This window comes from Paenibacillus montaniterrae (assembly GCF_018403185.1).
Lineage (GTDB): Bacteria > Bacillota > Bacilli > Paenibacillales > Paenibacillaceae > Pristimantibacillus > Pristimantibacillus montaniterrae.
Genome location: NZ_BOSE01000003.1, coordinates 20001 through 40096, shown reverse-complemented (window position 1 = coordinate 40096; position 20096 = coordinate 20001). Strand labels below are relative to the sequence as shown.

Annotated in this window: 19 protein-coding genes; 3 read left to right on the top strand and 16 right to left on the bottom strand. The window is 48.1% G+C overall.

Going from position 1 to position 20096, the window contains the following annotated elements:
- Positions 1–85: 85 nt before the first annotated feature.
- The 6 genes from KJS52_RS09325 to KJS52_RS09300 form a co-directional block, all read right to left on the bottom strand.
- Positions 86–859 (bottom strand): hypothetical protein, encoded by a 774-nt coding sequence (locus tag KJS52_RS09325; RefSeq protein ID WP_213514506.1) that lies wholly within the window; start codon positions 857–859, stop codon positions 86–88.
- Positions 856–1398 (bottom strand): RNA polymerase sigma factor, encoded by a 543-nt coding sequence (locus KJS52_RS09320; RefSeq protein WP_213514505.1) that lies wholly within the window; start codon positions 1396–1398, stop codon positions 856–858. The genes KJS52_RS09325 and KJS52_RS09320 overlap by 4 nt, the downstream gene beginning before the upstream one ends.
- 162 nt (positions 1399–1560) lie before the next feature.
- A complete protein-coding gene (locus tag KJS52_RS09315) occupies positions 1561–2361 on the bottom strand; it encodes a DUF4097 family beta strand repeat-containing protein (RefSeq protein WP_213514504.1) in 801 nt (266 codons plus the stop codon).
- Positions 2362–2547: 186 nt separating this feature from the next.
- Entirely contained in the window at positions 2548–3516 is a 969-nt protein-coding gene (locus KJS52_RS09310) for an SDR family NAD(P)-dependent oxidoreductase (RefSeq protein ID WP_213514503.1), read from the bottom strand.
- A gap of 144 nt (positions 3517–3660) precedes the next feature.
- Positions 3661–4182 carry a TetR/AcrR family transcriptional regulator gene (locus tag KJS52_RS09305; protein ID WP_213514502.1) on the bottom strand — a complete coding sequence of 174 codons (522 nt, stop codon included), beginning with the start codon at positions 4180–4182 and terminating at the stop codon, positions 3661–3663.
- A 314-nt stretch (positions 4183–4496) separates the two neighbouring features.
- A complete protein-coding gene (locus KJS52_RS09300) occupies positions 4497–5651 on the bottom strand; it encodes an MFS transporter (RefSeq protein WP_213514501.1) in 1155 nt (384 codons plus the stop codon).
- Positions 5652–5801: 150 nt separating this feature from the next.
- Between KJS52_RS09300 and KJS52_RS09295 the strand changes: the two genes are divergently transcribed.
- On the top strand, positions 5802–6680 hold the full coding sequence (locus KJS52_RS09295; protein ID WP_213514500.1) for a LysR family transcriptional regulator: 879 nt from the start codon (positions 5802–5804) through the stop codon (positions 6678–6680).
- A gap of 20 nt (positions 6681–6700) precedes the next feature.
- On the opposite strand, the gene KJS52_RS09290 is transcribed toward KJS52_RS09295, so the two are convergent.
- Positions 6701–7666 carry a helix-turn-helix transcriptional regulator gene (locus KJS52_RS09290; protein WP_213514499.1) on the bottom strand — a complete coding sequence of 322 codons (966 nt, stop codon included), beginning with the start codon at positions 7664–7666 and terminating at the stop codon, positions 6701–6703.
- Between the two features lie 128 nt (positions 7667–7794).
- Between KJS52_RS09290 and KJS52_RS09285 the strand changes: the two genes are divergently transcribed.
- Positions 7795–8709: an SDR family oxidoreductase gene (locus tag KJS52_RS09285; RefSeq protein ID WP_213514498.1), complete on the top strand. Its 915-nt coding sequence runs from the start codon at positions 7795–7797 to the stop codon at positions 8707–8709.
- A gap of 124 nt (positions 8710–8833) precedes the next feature.
- Here the strand turns inward: KJS52_RS09285 and KJS52_RS09280 are convergent, their stop codons facing one another.
- Genes KJS52_RS09280 through KJS52_RS09270 form a run of 3 tightly spaced genes read right to left on the bottom strand, consistent with a single transcriptional unit; the run spans position 8834 to position 10819 of the window.
- Entirely contained in the window at positions 8834–9574 is a 741-nt protein-coding gene (locus KJS52_RS09280; RefSeq protein ID WP_213514497.1) for a hypothetical protein, read from the bottom strand.
- Positions 9561–10448: an ABC transporter ATP-binding protein gene (locus KJS52_RS09275; protein WP_213514496.1), complete on the bottom strand. Its 888-nt coding sequence runs from the start codon at positions 10446–10448 to the stop codon at positions 9561–9563. The genes KJS52_RS09280 and KJS52_RS09275 overlap by 14 nt, the downstream gene beginning before the upstream one ends.
- Entirely contained in the window at positions 10445–10819 is a 375-nt protein-coding gene (locus tag KJS52_RS09270) for a GntR family transcriptional regulator (protein WP_373871354.1), read from the bottom strand. The genes KJS52_RS09275 and KJS52_RS09270 overlap by 4 nt, the downstream gene beginning before the upstream one ends.
- Positions 10820–11107: 288 nt before the next feature.
- Here KJS52_RS09270 and KJS52_RS09265 point away from each other — a divergent pair, with 288 nt between their 5' ends.
- On the top strand, positions 11108–12505 hold the full coding sequence (locus tag KJS52_RS09265) for an MATE family efflux transporter (RefSeq protein WP_213514495.1): 1398 nt from the start codon (positions 11108–11110) through the stop codon (positions 12503–12505).
- A gap of 153 nt (positions 12506–12658) precedes the next feature.
- On the opposite strand, the gene larC2 is transcribed toward KJS52_RS09265, so the two are convergent.
- The 6 genes from larC2 to KJS52_RS09235 form a co-directional block, all read right to left on the bottom strand.
- Positions 12659–13135 carry a nickel pincer cofactor biosynthesis protein LarC2 gene (larC2, locus tag KJS52_RS27690; RefSeq protein WP_213514494.1) on the bottom strand — a complete coding sequence of 159 codons (477 nt, stop codon included), beginning with the start codon at positions 13133–13135 and terminating at the stop codon, positions 12659–12661.
- 98 nt (positions 13136–13233) lie between these two features.
- A complete protein-coding gene (larC, locus tag KJS52_RS27685) occupies positions 13234–14364 on the bottom strand; it encodes a nickel pincer cofactor biosynthesis protein LarC (RefSeq protein WP_213514493.1) in 1131 nt (376 codons plus the stop codon).
- Complete coding sequence (gene larB / locus KJS52_RS09250; RefSeq protein ID WP_213514492.1) at positions 14361–15119, bottom strand: nickel pincer cofactor biosynthesis protein LarB; 759 nt, start codon at positions 15117–15119, stop codon at positions 14361–14363. Before larB ends, larC begins: the two co-directional genes overlap by 4 nt.
- Before the next feature lie 245 nt (positions 15120–15364).
- On the bottom strand, positions 15365–16846 hold the full coding sequence (locus KJS52_RS09245; protein WP_213514491.1) for a gluconokinase: 1482 nt from the start codon (positions 16844–16846) through the stop codon (positions 15365–15367).
- Between the two features lie 52 nt (positions 16847–16898).
- Positions 16899–17705, bottom strand: coding sequence for an ATP-dependent sacrificial sulfur transferase LarE (gene larE / locus KJS52_RS09240; RefSeq protein ID WP_213514490.1), 807 nt, complete (start codon positions 17703–17705; stop codon positions 16899–16901).
- 656 nt (positions 17706–18361) lie between these two features.
- On the bottom strand, positions 18362–19594 hold the full coding sequence (locus KJS52_RS09235) for an IS110 family RNA-guided transposase (protein ID WP_213514489.1): 1233 nt from the start codon (positions 19592–19594) through the stop codon (positions 18362–18364).
- Positions 19595–20096: the final 502 nt, after the last annotated feature.

Sequence of the window (20096 nt, the reverse complement as noted above, 5' to 3'; positions counted from 1 at the left end):
GCAACTACTCGGTAATTACGAATAGTTGCCTCTACTTATGAGGGATTTGTTAGTCAGACTTACAAGTTCAAAAAACAACGGCGATTTACTGCTCTTCTTGCTCCTCAACAATGGTGAACTGCTCAAGCATGTAGTAGAAGCGCGCACCATGACCCTCTGATGCCTCAAGGAAGTATTTAGCTGTAATAATAAAGCTGCCGCCTTTTTCATTGGAAAGCACATAGACTTTAGCTACGGGACTATCCCATTCCTGTCCGTCAATTGCTGAAATTAACGTTGCTTCAAGCGGCTCAGTGACAGCCTCCGGCTCTTTTACGGTCGCATATTGGCCTGCCAGCTCCTGCTTAATTCGTGCCACCGCCTGTTCTGGCGTTTCATTTTCGGACTGCTCGATGCTCATCGAAACCTCTGGGTAGATGTCGCCAAGCGGCTCCTTCGTTACGATCACATCACGATTTTCCTCTTCAACGAGCTTATAGCGCTCTTCATCGATATAGATGACATAGCCGGATTTCGTATCCTGCAGCACAATTTCTTTATCCTCAGGCGTTCCTTCTATATGCTCTTGCACTTGCTTTTTCGGCTCAAAATATTGCTTGATTTGCTGGACGAACGCTTGCCCTGTATTCGTAGTCGTAAAGACGCCAATAATGCTGGCAGCCGCAGCTACTCCGATAATCCAGCCGATTCGTTTGGACGCGCTCTTTTTACGCTTGCCATGTGTTGTTTTCCTGCTCGTTTCCGCCATAAATAATTCCTCCTCAATATTTCTCCAGATGTCTTCTTTATGATTCAACATGGAGTCGGTATGCTTGTTTAGGGAACGCTTCATTTCTTCATCAAATTGTTCGTCTCTCATCCTTCTCCACCTCCGAATGAAGTCTGCAATCTTTGTCTCAGCTTCTGCTTCGCCTTAAAGATGCGTGATTTGATCGTGTTCAGGTTTTCTCCCAAGGTATCGGCAATTTCCTGATCTTTCAGGTCATGCATATATTTCAAAATGATCGGGATCCGATTATGCTCCTCCAAGCGCTGCAGCTCTTCGTACAGCTCCTCGTATTGCTCAAAGGCATGCTGATCGCGACCGCCCGTCTCCATCGCCTTCATTGCCTCTTCACCTACTGCAATCAGCTTGCCGTGCTTGGCAGCAATTCGCTTGCACTCATTTAACAGAATGGTATAAAACCAGGGCTTGAAGGATTGGGATGTCTCGAAGCTCGCAGCGCTGCGGTACATCCGTATAAAGGCTTCCTGCACAGCATCAAGCGCCAGCGACGATTGATTGCGCAAAACAATGGTTGCGACTCGCACAGCGTACTCATAGTAACGATCATACAGCTCTCGAAATGCAGTTTGGTCGCCCTGCTTAACCGAAAGCATTAATTCATTGTCGTTCAAGGCTGTTGCTCCTTTCTCTTAACGTTAAGCTATATACATTACCCGCCACTTGGCAAAATAGTTTTCGCTTGCGTAAAAAAATTTTAAAAAGCTAAAAGCTGCCTGGCGGTGCAAGCAGCTTCTATTACGTGTTTTATTTTATTATAGTACCAAAGCATTCATTTAATTCACTCTTATATTGCCTACTGAGGTGATCGCTTTAATTAGCGGACCGCCACTGCCGCGCTCTGCTTTAATTACTGTATTGCGATTTTCGTCATAGTTCACATCATCTATGCCCAGCTGTACCTTGCCCACCTCAACCATTAATTCGAAGCTTGCTTGTGCGGGAGCTTCAGCAAAGGTGATGTTGATGCTGCCTGCCTCGGCATAAGCAGTAATCGGATAGCTGCCATTGCCTTTCTCGACTCGAATGTCGCCTGCATCTACCTTAAGATCCAGTTCACCTGTTGTACCGCTTGCTACAATTGAGCCTGCATCGAGCTGAACCGATGCGCTGCTGAACACCGCTTCTTCCAGTGACACCTTGCCAAAGTTGTTCGTAATATTCAAGGCTGGCTCGCGTTCAGCAGGCAAGGTTACAATCAGCTTGCGCTGTCCGCGCTCATCATTGACTGAAAGCAGCTTATCCTTCTCGGTAACTGTCACCTGCAGCACATCGCCTTGAATCGAGGCATCAAAGGCAAATGTTTTACCAATGCTGCTATCTCTCATAAATTCAACCGTAGCTTCATCGCTAGTCCCTTGCTGTACGACAATTTCCATTGCTTCCGTTACAATATCAATGCTATCAAACTCGTCTCCGCCAAAGGTTTGCACGCCCTCCGAGACTAGCTCGCCTGTGCCCGAGCTCTCGCCTAATATAAAATTAGTCGACTTTTCTGTAACTGCCCCACAGCCAGCTAGTGTCAGCGCCATTGCCAGCCCGATGCAAGTGATGCTCAACTTCCAATATGGTTTCATTCTCCTGCTCCTTTTTCCATTTGTAAACAGTATAGTTCAGTTTTAGCCAGGTTAAAACCGCCGCATGGCTGGTTTACGGCTGGACCAAAGGCGGGGAGGCTAAACGCGGTGAGACCTTCACATCGTAAGCGGATTGTCTGATTCGCATCCTCTTGGATTGTTGTGATTGATCAATCAATTACAACTTTACATGTCTGCTCGCAATCTCTTTTGCAATGCATGGATCGTTTTGGTTATAGCTTGTTCGTGACTTGTCGCCCGAATTGGACCTATCGCTTTTTCATATTTTGCTCCACTTAAAATGAGCGGTTCTTCTGTTAGGTAGAGCATTTCTACTACCTCTTTCATAACAGGTGAGCTCAGACCAAGCAAGGACAAGCCAATTCTTCCGAGCGGAATAACAGGCTTGGAGCTTCCGCTTGCTCGCTTGGCGATGCGTACAATTTCATTTCCAGATAGCAAGCCGGAGCCGGGAATATTCCAGTTTTGCCCGTACGTGTTGTCGCGCTTAGCCAGCTCGACAATCATTGCCGCTGCATCGGGCAAATAAATAAACTCTCGCGGCACATGCATATTGCCAATATGAAAGGCCAGCTTTCCTGCCGCGATTGCTTCCAAGGTTGAGCCTAAATAGGAAGCCTGATTAGCTGTTGGGCCGTAATAATCCGGCAGCCGAACAATCATAATTTGCGCACGACTCCAACGACCGCTAAACAGCATGTTTTCATATGCCAGCCTAACCTTGCCTTTTCTCGTATGCGGCTGCTTCGGATGCTCCTCGGTTACTCGCTCCATCTGACGTCTGCCGTAAGGATAAATTCCGTCTATTACCACTACTTTTAAAGCCAGTTGATCCGCCGCTTGCAATACGGCCTCGCCTAGCGGAATTAGCTTAGCTTCCATTTCATGGTATGGCACATTTGCGCAATGAAACATCGTATCTGCTTCAGTTGATGCATTGACAATATCGTCCGTGCGAAATGCATCGCCTACCGCCAGCTTTAGATGCTTTGGATTGCCCAGACTCGACTTAAGCTGCTCAAGCTTCTGGCGCGACCGACCAAAGGCTATTGTCTCAACTCCTCGCTTAACCAACTCCTCTGTAATCGCAGCTCCCGTTCCTCCTGTTGCTCCTATAACAATTGCTTTTTTCATAAGTATCACCTCAGTATCATTTTTGAAATTGATCAATCACTCACAATTATAGACGTGTATGAGTGATTGATCAATTACTTACTGTTAATGTAGCATTTTGTGATTGATTAGTCAATCACAAAATTTGAAAATAAATAAGCTTCATCATTTGCCCATCAATTCAGGCATATCCAATGCTGCTGAAATATTGCACAGCATGCCTCTCGCTAAAAACAGTAATGTTCTCTCTTCTGCATCGACTACACCAGCTTCCTGGAAAGCTTCCAGTACGATGCTGCGAACTTCGGCGAAACCGTTGCGCATAGCAGCTTGAACCGCGTCCTCGCGGATCGTTTGAGCTTGCATCTGGAGAAGGATTTCGTTTTTATACGAGGCTAAAATATCCTCGTAGGCTTGAATCAGATTTTTCTCCATCTGCTCCTTCGGAGTGTTCTCGATAACCTTGCGGAACGATTCCAATACTCTTGTCCAGGATACTTCCAGCGCCGTCAGCAACAATGCTTCCTTCGTTGCGAAAAAACGAAAAATATACGATTGCGAAATTTTAGCCCGCTCTGCAACCTGCGCCGTCGTCGCTCTAAAATAACCAACCTCGGCAAATACCTCAATCGCCGCGGAAATAATGTCCGCTTTGCGGTTAACCGACACCGCATCCACTTTTGCCACTTGCTTGTCACTTCCTTTCACGCACACGTGTAGAGTGCCGTATTCTTCACGTCATTATATCACACCATTTTCTAATCATTCAATCCACGCACTCGTGTAGAGTGCGACAGCCCGCACATTTCGCCCTTACACAGCAAGCATTTGCAAACGCTTTAGTGCGGATCGCTTTAAATGTACCATATTTTAGGGAAGATTTCACCCTAAAATTGCCGAAAAGTCTTATTTTATGCGGGGTGCGGATCTCCCAGGGTTTTTATGTGAGCTTCCGATCCGCACCAAAATAACTTGTATCACAAAAAGAACAATGCCAACCGTTAACTACTCACCTGTGCCTCAGGCTTGCGATCCGTAATGAAAGTCTGCACGCCTATCATCACGAGCACGATTACGAGCATCGCCAGCAATGCCGCTTTAAAGCTTCCGGCATGATCATAAATTACGCCAACCAGCATAGGCCCCATCGCCCCTATAATGTAGCCGCCGCATTGAGACATCGCTGACCATGAGCCCGCTTCCTCAGACGAATTCGTCTCGACTATTGGCAGCATCAGCGCCAGTGGAAACAGTCCTCCTGCTCCAATTCCCAAGCAGATTACCGCTGGCAGCATCGGCAGGTGAAGCAGCAGCATAATCACGCCCGCCAGTTCAAACACGCTGCATGTAATGAGAAAAAATCTGCGTCTGCCCGTTTTCGCAGCCAAGCCGGGAATAATTAACGATACCGGAACCTGCACTATGGTAAATATGGTAAGCATCATCGCTGAGCCTGTCTTACTGTAACCGAAGCTGTGTGCGATCGGTGAAATCCAGGCGGTGACCGTGTAAAACATGCTCGCCATTAAGCCAAAGAATATAGTAAGCAGCAGCGCTCGCTTGTTGCGCAGCGGCAATCTGGTTTTGACCACATTGCCACGCGTTCCTTTTTCACGTAAAAAGAATGCCCAAACAATTAGTGCCACTACACCTAAAAGGCTCCAGCAGGACAATGCCAGCGTAAAGCTGTGACCGCTACCCTCAAAAATAGGCACAGACAGTGCCGAAGCCAGAGCCGCTCCTACGGTCATTGCCGCAGAGTACAGACTGACAAGACTAGGCTTTGTTGGGAAATACTTTTTGATAAAGCCTGACAGCAAAGGACCTGCCAAGCTAATGCCAACCCCTCCGACAAATGCGCTTATGACAAGCATTGCCGCCGAGCCGATTATGCCGCGAGCAGCTGTTGCCAGCGTAATAAGCAAAACAGCGAAAAATATGGTACGCTCCAGCCCTAACCGATCACGTAGCTTCGTGGCCGCAGGCGCAAAGATCCCCATGCAAAAAACAGGCAGCGTCGTCAGCAGGCTGGCCAGCAACCCACTCATTCCAAGCTCGCTTTGCAGCGAACCGAGCAAAGGAGCGACAGATGTAATGATTGGTCTTAAGTTTAGCGATGCAATAATAATTGCAAGCAGCAAATACAGCTTTTTCATCTGAATCGCCTCCTATAATGTTTATATCTCAGTATAGGGACGGAGCTGTAATTGTTCAATCCAATAATTTATATTATTATGATAGTAAAATACTATTAATTACAGCCACAGCTTGATCATCTTCAAATCAATGATAGGAGGCTACTTGCGATGGATACACGCAACATCCAATATTTTATGGCGGTATATGAGCATTTGCATTTTACGAGAGCTGCTGAAGCACTTGGCATTTCCCAGCCTACCTTGAGTCAGCAAATTCGCATTTTGGAAGCTGAATTCGGCATACCGCTGTTTGATCGAATTGGCAAAAAGGTAGTTGCAACCGAGGCCGGGCGGCTGCTCCGGCAATATGGCATGAAAATGATCCAGGCCGAGCTCGATGTAAAAAATGCTATTAAGGAGCTTGCTTCCGCGCAGCGAGGTACTGTACGACTGGCGGTGCTCCCCTCTGATCTTGACTTTCAGCTCGTCCCGCTATTCGTGCAATTTAATGCAAAATATCCGGATATTCAGCTGCAAGCCATCTCTACAATATACGTACAAGAAGAGGTTTTAAATTATAAGGTCGATATGGGAATTGGATTAGCCGGTCCGCCAGACCCGCGACTGGTGCAAATTCCGCTGCGTTCCGAGCCTTATCACCTGTTTGTTCGGGCAGACAGCGAGCTTGCCCGCAGAGATTCGATTACGCTGCAAGAGCTGCAGCAGCATGCGCTGGTCATGTACCCGCAAGGCTTTCTTGGTCGCGATCTGGTCGATAAGGTATGCAAGCAGGAAGGCTTTGAGCTGACTACCGTAATGGAAACGAGCTCTGCCAACTCCTTGCTGCAGCTGGTGTCTGCTGGCATCGGCGCAACCATTCAACCCGACAGCCTGCTCAGACAAAAAAATGAATACCCTGCTATTACGTCGATTCCCATTAAAGGAGCCACTCCCGTGCGTCAGCTGCAGCTGATGTACTACGCCGACCGCTTTATTAGTGGCTCACAGCAACAGCTGACGAAATGGCTGATTGATTTCTTCAAATGAGCTGCAGAACGCATACTGCTTTACTCATACTGCGCGATTGCTTGCCTGGCCTGCTCGACAATTTGATCGACCAGATAGCTTGGCTGAAGCAGCTTCATCATCCCGCCAAAGCCAAGCACATACTCCACTGCCTCTTGCTCAGAGTTAAAGCGCAGTGCGACATGCACCATTGGATCATTGGTTGCTTCGGCCTGCAAAATTTCCATCCGGTTTACAAATTTGTCGGTAAAGCTCATGCGGCTTAAGATCGAACGATGCGCCAGCACGCTAATCTCAAAAGTAGGCAGCGACTCCACAAAATCAAGCTTGCTTTGCTTCCAATACTCCCCCAAATTAAATGCTTCCGGCCGCGTAAATGCTTCCGCTTGAACCTCCGCTTGCGCAATACGCGATACTTTAAAGCTGCGATGCTCTCCCTGCTCATTTAGCGCGACAAGATACCAGGTGCTGCCTTTGGCAACAAGGCCAAGCGGACAAACGATTCGCTGCGAGCTGTCCCCATTTGCTTTCTGATACGTAATTGCCAGCTTTCTATTTTCCCATAGCGCCAGCTGAACATCCTGCAGCGCAGTTGATGCAGCGCGTGTCGGCTTCCACGTGCCAGTATCAATGTAAATTTTGTTGAAATATTGCTGCGCATCGCCCTTGCTGGCAGCCGGCAGCTTGGCAAGCAGGCTTTGGCGGATCGTGGTGCCGCTCGCTGTTATATTCAGCGCCTCCAATATGCTTTCCGATGGCACAATAAACAGCGCCTTCAGCTCCTCCAAATGCAAATCGCCAATCGCGCTGCGGAAATGATCCATCAGCTTCCAGCCGCCGTTAATTCCCCGCTCTGCCACGACAGGTATTCCTGCCATCGTTAACGCATCCATATCGCGCAAAATCGTTCGTTGCGATACTTCGACCTCCTCGGCAAGCTGCTTCGTTGTCAGCTTCCCCTTGCTTTGCAGCGACAATATAATTTTGATTAAACGATCAGCACGCATGATTATTCCTCTTTCTCTGCAAAATAATTGGCAGTTGCTTTTAATATATGACAAAGGGTGTCGTCTTTATAGTTTACAATAAGACAAGTATTCAAGCTAATTAATAAAAATGCCAGGAGGAATGGTACATGAACAAGCCATTGCAAGGAAAAATCGCGTTAGTAGCAGGTGGAACGAGAGGTGCAGGACGAGGCATTGCCGTTGAATTGGGTGCCGCAGGAGCCACGGTATATGTAACGGGCCGAACGACACGCAGCCAGCTTTCAGAATACCAACGACGGGAAACGATTGAGGAAACGGCTGAGCTGGTTAATGAGGCAGGCGGCGTAGGCATTCCCGTGCAAGTCGATCATTTGCAGCCCGAGCAAGTAAAAGGGCTCGCTGAAAAAATTGAGCGCGAGCAAGGGAGGCTCGACATTCTCGTCAATGATATTTGGGGTGGCGAAAATTTGGTGGAATGGGAGGTGCCAGTCTGGCAGCATTCACTGGAAAATGGACTGCGCATGATGAGACTCGCCATTGATACCCACCTCATTACGAGCCACTATTTGCTGCCGCTAGTGATCCGCAACAAAAACGGATTAGTCGTGGAAATGACCGACGGAACAGCAGCTTACAATCAGGATCATTACAGGCTGTCGCTGTATTACGATTTAGTCAAAACATCTGTGATCCGCATGGCCTGGGGACTGGCTAAGGAGCTCGCGCCTTATCAATGCAGTGCTGTTGCGCTGACGCCTGGCTGGCTTCGCTCTGAGATCATGCTGGAGCATTTCGGTGTTACAGAGGAAAACTGGCGGGATGGAGCGGCTAAGGATCCGCATTTTCTTATTTCAGAGTCACCGCATTTTGTGGGGCGAGCGGTAGCTGCACTGGCGCAGGATGACAATAAAGCACGCTGGAACGGACAATCGTTATCAAGCGGAGAGCTGGCGCAAATTTATGGCTTTACCGATATCGATGGCTCGAAGCCGAACTGCTTCGCTTATTTGATCGAGGTCGTAGAAGCCGGAAAGCAAGAAAATGCTGCTGCCTATCGTTAACGCTAATTCGGTAAAGCTGAGCTGCCATAAATTAGCGTGCTAGCTAACGCGAAGCATTAAAAAGCGTATTGCCAAACCTAATCTGTCATCGTCGCAGCATCGGGCTTAGCAATACGCTTTTGATTTATTTTAATTTGATGCGAATCCGTTTCGTCATAATGCGAACGACAGTAAAGGAAGCGCCAATGAGCACAGCCGTTGCCAAAATCGACACCAGGCCTGACCATACCTGAGCAAGCTTCAACGTATCACTCAGCGGCATTTCCCACATAACCTCAACTGCGATCGCCAGCAAAATAGCTAGCAGAATAAACAATAATCCGCCAAAGCTAAAGCGGTAAAAGCCTGCTCCAATTAACCAGCCCGCAGCGTAATAAGCTAAAATGTTCAAGCCGTATACCACAATAGCGATAGGCCATGCGTAATCCAGCTGCAGCTCAGGGGCAAATATAAGCTGCTCAATTAGAAAAACTACGCCTGACACAATAGCCAAAACAAACGCTACTGCAACCGATGAGACTGCCGCTCCATAGAAGTAGTCCTTGCGCGTCAAGCCTTGCTTTACGAAAAAGGTAAGGAAGCTCGGCACGGACAAAATGCCGCATACCAGCATAAAAATTTTTGATGGATTTGCGATAAAGGCGATAAAGCCACTGTTGTCGATGTTGAAGGACTCTTTGTCCCAGCTGCCGCTTAAAACGTTGGAAAACAGCTGCCCCAATTTATTGTTCGATTCAATATTAATCCCAATCAACGGAAAGACAATGTAAGCAGCTAATGCAAAAGCGCCAAACCAAACGGCCCAAGATAGCTGGGCCAGTGTCAGGTCCATTCCAATCTTGCGAAATGAATTAGCGGACTTCATTCACATTCTCCTCCTCTGTCATATGAATAAACAGCTGCTGCAGCGAAACAATGCCAAGCTCAAGCCCTGCCTGCTTTGCCGCTTGGCGCTGAGCTTCCCCAAGATTGCCGAACACCATTGCCTGCTTCGTACCACCCAATTGCTCCGTATGCAGCACCTTCATCTCCTTGACAAAGCTGTCTACGTCCTGCGCTGCGCCCGTAACTGCTGCTCCTCTTTCCAGCAGCTGATCGATCGGCGCATGAATGAGCAATCTTCCTTCATGAAGCATAATCACCTCTTCGAAGAGATGCTCAACCTCCGATACATGATGCGTAGACAATATAATGGTGCGCGGGTGCTGCGCATGGTCTTCAAGCAGCTCTCTATAAAAAATATCTCTGGATGGCGCGTCCATACCCAAATACGCCTCGTCAAAAATCGTAACTGGCGAACGGCTCGCCAAGCCCATTGTGATATTGACTGCGGACTGCTGGCCTTTGGACAGCTCCTTCATTTTCTTTTGCAGCGGCAGCTTAAAGCGTTCAGCCAAATAATCTGCATATTCACGGTCAAAATGGGGACGATAATGCTCGACAGCCTCCAGCATATCCTGCACCTTTTCCGTTTCTTCCTTATAGTCGGCATCATAAACAAAGATTACATGCTGCATAACCTCTCTTTGTTCAAAGATTTGCCGCCCGCCTAAGCGAACTGTGCCGGAGGTTGGCTCCATAAATGAACCAAGGATGGACAGCAGCGTTGTTTTCCCTGCTCCATTTCTGCCAAGCAAGCCATAAATTTTGCCATATTGCAGCCGCAAATCAATATGATCCAGCGCTTTCGTCGAACTGTACTGTACATTGACCTTGCTAATCTCGATATCAAAACTCATGTATGATCCCTTTCCTTTCTTGCGATAATCAACTGCACCAACTCCTCAACCGTCATGCCCAAATGATCAGCTTCCTTGAGCAGCGGTTCTATATACTGCGCAACAAATGATTCCTTACGCCGAAACAGCAGCCTTGCCTTTGCACCCTTTGCTACGAACATCCCGACACCCCTCTTCTTATAGATCGTGCCATCCTCGACCAGCAAATGAATTCCCTTAGAAACCGTCAGATGATTGATCTTATAAAAATTGACGAACTGAGTTGTAGAAGGTATCTGCTCCTCTTCCTTCAATTGATCACTAACAATTTGCTCCTCAATCCGTTCCTTAATTTGCAAATAAATCGGTTTCGTATCATCAAATCCGGACATTATTGTTGAGTCACCTCCAGTATATGCTGCAACACATATATGGTTATATAGTCATGTATATAAGTATATTGGTTTCATTTTATGTCGTCAATACGTCATTTCGTCATTAAATGGGCGGGCCTAAAAATATTCACATAAGCTTCCAAATGCTGCAACACCAGCAATAGCAAAGAAATTTTACATCTAAAATATTTTTTTCGTAAATCCAAAGAAAAACTAATGAAATTCATATGTAAATGTGCTACGATACGTCTTGGTTTATTTGTCTACAGAAAGAAAGGGAAGCACATGTCAACTAATGCATCTATTGAACAAACCGAGACTGGCAAAGGTGCTCATGAATTCAACTTATTCAAGCTAACTTGGCCTATTTTTTTAGAAGTCTTTTTATTTATGCTAATGGGTATCGTCGATACCTTTATGCTGAGCGAGATTTCGGATAATGCCGTGTCTGGAGTTGGTGCAGCCAACTCTTTTCTTCATATTGCGATTCTTATTATGGAGGTCATCGGTAATGGTGCTTCGATCGTCGTAGCCCAATATCTCGGCTCGCGCAAGCTGCTGGAGGCGTCACGCATATCGGCGCTGGCGGTTACGCTAAACTTGATCGTCGGCCTTATTCTTAGCGCCACCTTCCTTGTCACCGGCAAGCACCTGCTGATGATGATGAATTTGCAAGGCGAAGTGCTGGAGCATGCGCACAGCTATCTCGCGATCGTTGGCGGCGCGATTTTCCTGCAGGCGATTATTAACTCACTTGCAGCAATCATTCGCGTTCACGGCTATACCAAGCAAGCGATGTTCGTTTCGCTAGGTATGAATATTATCCATATTGTCGGAAACTATGCGCTAATTTTCGGTCACTTTGGCATGCCACAGCTTGGCACCCAAGGCGCGGCGATTTCCTCGGTGCTTAGCCGCTTTATTGCGATTATCGTATTTTTCTGGCTGCTCTATCGCATTATGGAGGTGCGCATTGAGTGGAAGCATTATTTCACACTGTCCAAAACGTATATTAAAAACATTTTGAAGATCGGAATTCCATCCGCTCTCGAGCAGGTTATGTATCATTCCTGCCAAATGGTGTTTCTATTCTACGTTACCTATTTGGGCGAAGCGGCATTGGCAGCGCGGACCTACGCCAACAACATTTCCATGTTTATTTATATGTTTGCGATGGCAGTCGGCATCGGTACTTCGATCATTATTGGACGGCTGGTTGGTGCAGGCAAGCCGGATCAAGCATATCGCCGCGTATGGAGCAGTGTTAAATCGGCTTCGATCATTTCACTGATTATGATCGCAATCGTAACCTTGTTCCGTGTTCCGCTTATGTCGATCTTTACCGACGATCCCGATGTGATCGCAATTGGCGCCAGTGTTTTGCTGCTGAGCCTTGTGCTCGAGTCAGGGCGTACCATCAACATTATTATCGTAAACTCGCTGCGCGCCTCAGGCGATGCCAAATTCCCGCTTTGGGTCGGGATGTTTACGATGGTCGGCATGAGCTTGCCGCTCGGCTATTTGCTAGTTTTCCAGCTGGAAATGGGGCTGGCAGGCGTATGGCTGGCAATCGCGGCCGATGAGTGGGCGCGTGCGGTCATAATGTCGCTTCGCTGGAAAAGTCGCGGCTGGGAAAAGCATGCCCTGGTTAACCCTAATTCGACAACTACAGTTGGACATTAAAGCTCGCTAGGCAATTTCTTTTGCATAGCAAAAAGCCGCCTCCCTGGAAACGTGTCTGTAAACACAGTCCAGTGGAGGCGGCTTCTTGTTTCTTATAAGCTTAAATTCTTACAGGCTTGCTCTCTTTATGGGCATGCTATCCTTAGGGGGTTGCTATAGGCGATTATTGCCTTGCGCTCGCCGCACCGCATCATACACTGCTTTAAGCGGAAGCTGATGCTGCTGGGCAAGACGCTTGCATTCTTCATATTCCGGCGCCCATTGCATCACTTGCCCCTGATAGCTGCCGATTTTCACTGTAACCTCTCCCAGCTCGGTTGCGACCTTGATGAAGCTTCGCTCCAGGCGGTGCACCGTTAGCGGGTAATAGCGAATACCAAGCGTCGTCGTCTCGCGAAAAATGAGCTCCTTCATCTTATCAAGCAGCTCCACTGAGCATAGCACCTGCAGCAGGACGCCCGGGCGGTTTTTCTTCATGTAAATCGGCGTATAGTAAACATCATTGGCTCCATGTTCAAACAGCAGATCAAGCACATAACCGAGCCACTCACCCGTTGTATCATCCAGATTCACTTCCAGCTTGATCATATCTGTATCAATATGCTCATGCGGCGGCGGTGTATTCCTCAACTTGCTCCACTCCTTGCTTTTACCAATGTCGTAATGCGTACACGAGCTGCATGTCGCGTGCTGCCAGTGACCGTTATGCTGGTCGAGCCAGCTTAGTGTTACATTTCACCAAGCATAACCCGCAGCACATTAGGATGCTCGCCAAAGCTTTTTGTCCCTGCTCCATAGCCAATACGATTGACAGTCATAGAAGGTAATGGTCCAAATTGCTGGGCAAGCACTGCTGCAATCGCTGCGCCTGTAGGGGTAGTCAGCTCGGCGCGAATCGCGGATTGCTCAAGCGGCACACCTTTCAAAATTTCCAGCGTTGCCGGAGCTGGCACCGGGTAAATGCCATGATCGATTCGTATTTTGCCCGAGCCAACTGGAATGCGCGAAGCATACACTGCTTCAACCTGCAAATGATCTAGTAAAATAGCCGCGCCTACAATATCAATAATCGAATCGACCGCGCCTACCTCATGAAAATGAACCCGCTCAAGCGGCACGCCATGAATTTTGCCCTCAGCTTCGCCTATTTTGCGGAAAATGCTTAGCGCCGTTTCCGCAATCGAGTCTTTAAACCCGGCAGCCTCGATCAGCTTCACAATATCAGCATAGGAGCGGTGATGATGATCATGCGTATGCCCATGGCTGTGTGTGTGCCCGTGGCTATGCGTGTGATCATGATCGTGGCTGTGCCCGTGACTGTGCGTGTGATCATGATTGTGGCTGTGCTCGTGACTATGCGTGTGATCATGAACATGCTCATGTGCATGGCTGTGTATATGCTCGTATCCGTGGTCATGACTGTGCGTGTGCCCGTGGCTGTGCGTGTGATCATGACCGTGTTCATGATCGTGACTGTGCGTATGCTCATGTGCATGACTATGTACATGCTCGTGGGCATGATCGTGACTGTGCGTGTGATCATGCTCATGGCTGTGTGAATGCTCGTGTCCGTGATCATGACTGTGCATGTGCTCGTGGGCATGCTCATGCCCATGACTATGTGCATGCTCGTGACTGTGTCCGTGTCCATGACTGTGTGCATGCAGCTTAACATCGAATTTGGTAGCGGTAATGCCATTTTTAATGACCTTGCGCCATTCCAGCTCATACTCATCCTCTATATGAAGCCGCTTCAAGCCTTGCTGCAGCACAGCAGGATCAGCGCCAGCATCAATAAGCGCACCAATAAACATATCGCCGCTAATGCCAGAGATGCAATCCAAGTATAGTATATTCATGCTTCACTAACTCCTTTGTTCGCAAGCCGATGGATAAGCGCTGCATTGTAGCCTCCACCAAAGCCGTTATCTATGTTGACTACACTAATTCCCGATGCGCATGAATTAAGCATCGTTAGCAAGGCGGACAAGCCTTGAAAATTGGCTCCATAACCAATGCTCGTCGGTACAGCAATTACCGGATGTGCAACCAGCCCGCCGACAACGCTCGGCAGCGCTCCTTCCATCCCTGCCACTACAACAGAAACGACGGCTTGCTGGATTTCCTCCGCATGATGCAGCAGCCGGTGAATGCCCGCTACGCCTACATCATAAAAGCGCCGCACATTGCTGCCAAGCACCTCTGCTGTAATCGCAGCCTCCTCGGCCACCGCAAGATCCGATGTGCCTGCTGCGAGCACGGCAACGTAGCCCTTCAGCTGCTCTTGCTCGCTAAGATCGGCTTTTTTGTAGAGCAAACGTGCTGTTTCATTGTATTCCAGCTCGGGAATGGCCTGCTGCACCTGCTGTGCCTTATCCGCCGACATGCGCGTGCATAGCAGTTGTTCAGTGCTGGTTTGCAGCGAGCGAACAATCGCAATAATTTGCTCAGCCGTTTTCCCTTCGCCAAACACGATTTCAGGGAAGCCCTGCCGCTTTTTGCGGTGGTAATCCACCTTCGCAAAGCCAAGATCGTCAAATGCAGCCAGGCGCTGCTTTGCTTCCTCGATGCTTAGTTGTCCTTGCTGTACCTGCTGCAAAATATGATCAAGCAAGCTGCTCCCCCCTGTTTCATAATCAATGCAAGTCCATCAAAATGGATCAACACTAGGGCGTGTCTGAAAACCCGCTCAGTGGCCCCTTTCACCGCCTTTTCGCCCCCTGCTTCGTTCCGTTTGCTTGACGTACGCTCGGTACGCCTTCCCAAACGCGCCTTGCATGGAACGAAAATTCGGCAAAATGGGCTGGCCTCGGAGTTCTCAGACACGCCCTAGTTTATACGAAATAAGCGCGTTTAACTTCAGCAGCTCTTGAATAATGGAGCAACTGTAGCAGCTAACCGCTCATAATTCCGATATAATTCCGCGTAAATTTGTACCCGTTCAGCATTAGGTAGCGTCGGCTCGCTCATCGGAATATTGTGCTTGATCTCCGCAAACGATGGGACAAGCTTTAGCGCAACAAGCCCTGTCCAGGCCGCTCCCCAAGCCGCTCCATGATGATTTTCCGAAACATAAATTTCCGCATTGAAAACATCAGCCATCATTTGCAGCCAAATAGGTGAGCGCGACAAGCCGCCATTTACGTAAATTTTCCGCGTACCCTCTTGCTTAGTCTGCAACGAGCTGCCAATCTGATACAAATTAAAGGTAATGCCTTCAAGCACCGCGCGAATAAAATGCGGCTTTTGATGCGTTACCGACAAGCCGTAGAAATTGCCTTTGGCGCGCTGATCCCATAATGGCGCGCGCTCGCCGTTAATATACGGCAGAAACAGCAAGCCGTCCGCCCCGGCTGGGACTGTGTCGGCATCTGCAAGAAATTGGGCAAAGCCACGCTTGTCCTGCAGCAAATCCTTCAGCCATTGCAGCACGATGCCGCCGTTATTTGTAGGTCCGCCAACAATAAATTGGTCCTCAGTGAAGGCGTAGCAGAACGTTTCCTGCTGCTCGCTCACCGTAACCGCATTAGTAAACTGTCTAATAGCTCCGCTTGTGCCAACCGACACAGCCACTTCTCCAGGCAGTACCGCGCCAATTCCCAAATTAGCCAGCTGTCCATCGGCCGCTCCGACCACGACAGGCAAATCGTCGCGTATGCCCATTGCAGCCGCTGCTGCCGGCTTAATCGCCTGTAAAACGGTCGTTGGCGGCACAATGCGCGAAAGCTGATCCTCTTCAACACCTGCCAGCTCAAGCGCTTGCTTATGCCAGCGCAGATCGCGCGGGCTGAACATGCCAGTAGCGGACGCCATTGAATAATCAATGACGCGCTCCCCGCTCCAGACATAAATCAAATATTCCTTAATCGACATAAAATATGCCGCTTGTTTGTATGGCTCGTAGCCTGTTTCCTTCATCCACAGCAGCTTCGTAAACGGCGTCATCGGATGCACTGGCGTGCCAGTCTCTGCATAAAGCTCCTGCTTCAGCTCGTTGTCCAACGCGTCTACCTGTGAGGCTGCCCGCCCATCAGCCCAAATCATTGCAGGAGAAAGCGGCTCGCCTTGCGCATCAAGCGCAATAAGCGAATGCATTGCCGCTGAAAACGAAAGCGCGATGAGCTGCGTCTTGTCAATTTTTGACTGCTCCAGCGTCGCTTGAACCGCTTTCACTGCAAGCTGTTCAATTTGCTTCGGGTCCTGCTCAACCAAGCCTTGCTGCGGATAATGAGAGGTGATCATTTCTTCAACTGACGCGATCAAGTGCCCTTGCAAATCAAACAAGCATGCCTTCGCACTTGTCGTGCCCAAGTCCAATCCAAGAATATATGAGTTTGCCATCTTCGTTGCTTCCTTTTCATTACTTTAAAATGTTCGACTTAATAAAAGTGACTCATGAAATGTTCAGCATTTTGTTCATGCTGCCGCTTTTATAGCCTAATAAGTCTAGTGTAACATATTGATAGCCATAGGACTGCAACGCATTTACAATTTCCTCGTGATGCTCTACAACTTTTTGCAAATCCTGCGGCTCAACCTCTATTCTGGCAATCCCCTCATGCGTCCGTACTCGTACTTGACGAATTTGCAGCGACTTAAGAAAAGCTTCTGCTCTTTCAATTTTGCCAAGCTTCTCATTGGTTATCCGCTCGCCGTACGCAATTCGCGAAGACAAGCAGGCGAAGGAAGGCTTATCCCAGGTCGGCAAGCCCAATCGTTGAGACAGCTCGCGAATTTCCTGCTTATACAGCTCCGCCTCGAGCAATGGTCCGCGAATACCGCGTTCCTTCGCTGCCTGCATGCCTGGACGATGCTCATTGCGATCATCAGCAATTACGCCATAAACAATGTTATCGAAGCCCTGCTGCTCCAGCAGCGGCAGCAGCTGATCGAACAAGCTGCTCTTGCAGAAATAGCAGCGATTTTTCGTATTTTCCGCATAGCCCGGAATATTCAGCTCAGACGTTTCAATCACCTGATGACGTGCCCCGATCTGTGCCGCCAGCAGCTTCGCTTCCTCCAGCTCACTGGAAGGATAGGTTTCAGAATCCGCCGTTACAGCAAGAACCTGTTCAGCACCTAGCGTATCGACAGCCGCCTTCAGCAGAAAAGTACTGTCAACTCCTCCTGAAAATGCAACAACAACAGAACCCATCTCGTGAAGAATTTGCTGCAATGCCTCATATTTGTGCTCCAGCATCATCCCTTATTCACGTCCCTTCATTAACATTTTACGTTATCATTCACTCTTGATATATTCATCAGTGGACGTTTCTATCCGTACACAGCCTGTACTTTTTAGCGCTCCGGAGCAAAGCATCCTTCAGTCAACGCTCCGGAGCAAAGCATCCTTCAGTCGCTTTTTAAATCGTAATGCTTTTATTTGAATTTTTTAAGGTTGCATTACGATGTTAAAGGCGACTCACTTCGTTTTTCAGCGCTCCGGAGCAAAGCATCCTTCAGTCGCTTTTTAAATCGCAATGCTCTTATTTGAATTTTTAAGGTTGCATTGCGATGTTAAAGGCGACTCACTTCGTTTTCCGGATGCTTTGCTCCTCCGCTGGAGCCTTCTTGCAGCCAGGACCAAGAAGCTTGCATGAAAGTAGCAGCGAGGAGCGCAGCGTAGGCAATTGCTACGTGAGCACCGCAGCTTTCGGTAGCGTGACATATTCGACGCCGACTATGCGACAACGCCCAGCATCGTCATCAACTTCGGACTTTTTATACGAAAATGGCTGTTTGCTCAAAATTTAGGTCTGAGCGTGATTTAAGTCATAATTTTTCTGGAAAATGACACAAAAAGACCCACTACCCTTAAATCAGCTCCCTGATTTTTTAAAAATAACGAATACGAATTTAGGCGGTTTCCATCGGCTGGATTTGAACGTGATAACCTAATGCCTTCATTTTATTTACCCAATATTCCACGTCTCGTTCATGTTTCTGTTGATAATTCCAACCTAACTCGTGGTAAGGAACCTGGTTCATCAGCATGTGGTAAATAATCCTTAACAACAAATGGGCAAGTGCCATATTCGCTTTTTTAGGTCCTCGTCGCTTCACAATTCGGTAATAAAAGGATGAAAGTCGCGTCTTTCTCGATTTCATTGCTGCCCATGCTGCTTGGCAAAGGGCTGATTTCAGTCCTTTGTTTCCTTTATTCGTTTTTGAACTTTTTTTTTGACCTGCACTTTCATGGTTTCCTGGACTTACTCCTGCCCATGATGCCAGATGGTCTTCTGTAGGAAATACGGTCATATCGGTTCCAATTTCCGCAAGGATACTCGCCGCTGTATCCTTTTGAACGCCCGGTATGGTGATCAATAGACGGATTTCCTCTTGGTATGGGCAGAGAAGCTCGTCAATACGTTGTTCCAATTCGCCTATACATTGCTCTAAATAGTCAAGATGGTCCAGATGCATTCGAATCATAGCGCGATGATGGGCGCGTATCCGCCCGTTCAACGCTTCGATTAAGCTGGGGACTTTCTTCTTGAGTTTCGTAAAGACCAATCGTCGGACGGTTTCTGGCTCAAGTACCTCTCCGTTGACAACGGCATCCAAAAGACGTCTTCCAGAGGCGCCAAACACATCGGATACGAAAGTCGTTAACTTGATATTCGCATCCTGTAATATCTTGTGAATGCGGTTCTTCTCTGCCGTGGAGTCACCGATCAATTTACGACGGTACCGCGTGTAATCTCGTAACTCTCTTATAGCCTCTGGAGGGACGAAACTTGGTTCAATTAACCCGCATCGCAACAGCTTAGCGATCCATTCGGAGTCTTTCACATCCGTTTTGCGTCCGGGAACATTCTTGATTTTTTTCGCATTAGCCAATACTAACGTAAATGATTCTTGAAGAATGTTCCAAACAGGCTTCCAATACACACCTGTACTTTCCATCGCAACATGCGTACATGCTCGATCAGTTAGCCAATCCAACAGGTTTAGAAGCTCATTCGTTGTTGTTCCGAACGTTTTAATTTCTTTACGTGGTCGTTTGTCCAATGGACCAGACAACACGCAGGCTACTACGGATTCCTGGTGCACGTCCAGCCCAGCACACCGTTCTAAAATAGCATCCATCTTAACACCTCTATTTCGTAAATGGATACAGGTCATGCAACATATGAGTGTGTATTTTTATACACGTGCTTGTAGCAACAATCGGCGGTTCTCCATGTTGCAATCGGCCGGTTTTAAACTCGGGGTTCCTAGCCCACCAAAAAAGCTTCGACCTGCGACCTGTCTATTCCTAGTATAGGGGCGTTGGATAGAATTCAAACGCATACCATTTTCATGCATAGCGGTGGCCGTCAGGCCATGTCAGTTTTAAACTACATCTTTCAATGAAAGTTTAAAAATTCGGCTTTCAGGACCAAGAAGATAGCATGAAGCTAGGGAATGAGGAGCGCAGCGTACGGTTTTGGTACGTGAGCACCGCAGGCTCCCGATGAATGCTATATTTAAACTACATCTTTCAATGAAAGTTTAAAAAGCTGGGCTTTCAGGACCAAGAAGATCGGACGCTAGTAGAAAACGAGGAGCGCAGCGTAGGCACTAGCTACGTGAGCACCGCAGTTTTCGC

Bases quoted from the DNA above. Each gene is read 5' to 3' on its own strand.
- KJS52_RS09325 (WP_213514506.1), bottom strand. From the start codon at position 859: ATGAGAGACGAACAATTTGATGAAGAAATGAAGCGTTCCCTAAACAAG.
- KJS52_RS09315 (WP_213514504.1), bottom strand. From the start codon at position 2,361: ATGAAACCATATTGGAAGTTGAGCATCACTTGCATCGGGCTGGCAATG.
- KJS52_RS09310 (WP_213514503.1), bottom strand. From the start codon at position 3,516: ATGAAAAAAGCAATTGTTATAGGAGCAACAGGAGGAACGGGAGCTGCG.
- KJS52_RS09300 (WP_213514501.1), bottom strand. From the start codon at position 5,651: ATGAAAAAGCTGTATTTGCTGCTTGCAATTATTATTGCATCGCTAAAC.
- KJS52_RS09295 (WP_213514500.1), top strand. From the start codon at position 5,802: ATGGATACACGCAACATCCAATATTTTATGGCGGTATATGAGCATTTG.
- KJS52_RS09290 (WP_213514499.1), bottom strand. From the start codon at position 7,666: ATGCGTGCTGATCGTTTAATCAAAATTATATTGTCGCTGCAAAGCAAG.
- KJS52_RS09285 (WP_213514498.1), top strand. From the start codon at position 7,795: ATGAACAAGCCATTGCAAGGAAAAATCGCGTTAGTAGCAGGTGGAACG.
- KJS52_RS09280 (WP_213514497.1), bottom strand. From the start codon at position 9,574: ATGAAGTCCGCTAATTCATTTCGCAAGATTGGAATGGACCTGACACTG.
- KJS52_RS09275 (WP_213514496.1), bottom strand. From the start codon at position 10,448: ATGAGTTTTGATATCGAGATTAGCAAGGTCAATGTACAGTACAGTTCG.
- KJS52_RS09270 (WP_373871354.1), bottom strand. From the start codon at position 10,819: ATGTCCGGATTTGATGATACGAAACCGATTTATTTGCAAATTAAGGAA.
- KJS52_RS09265 (WP_213514495.1), top strand. From the start codon at position 11,108: ATGTCAACTAATGCATCTATTGAACAAACCGAGACTGGCAAAGGTGCT.
- larC (WP_213514493.1), bottom strand. From the start codon at position 14,364: ATGAATATACTATACTTGGATTGCATCTCTGGCATTAGCGGCGATATG.
- KJS52_RS09245 (WP_213514491.1), bottom strand. From the start codon at position 16,846: ATGGCAAACTCATATATTCTTGGATTGGACTTGGGCACGACAAGTGCG.
- larE (WP_213514490.1), bottom strand. From the start codon at position 17,705: ATGCTGGAGCACAAATATGAGGCATTGCAGCAAATTCTTCACGAGATG.
- KJS52_RS09235 (WP_213514489.1), bottom strand. From the start codon at position 19,594: ATGGATGCTATTTTAGAACGGTGTGCTGGGCTGGACGTGCACCAGGAA.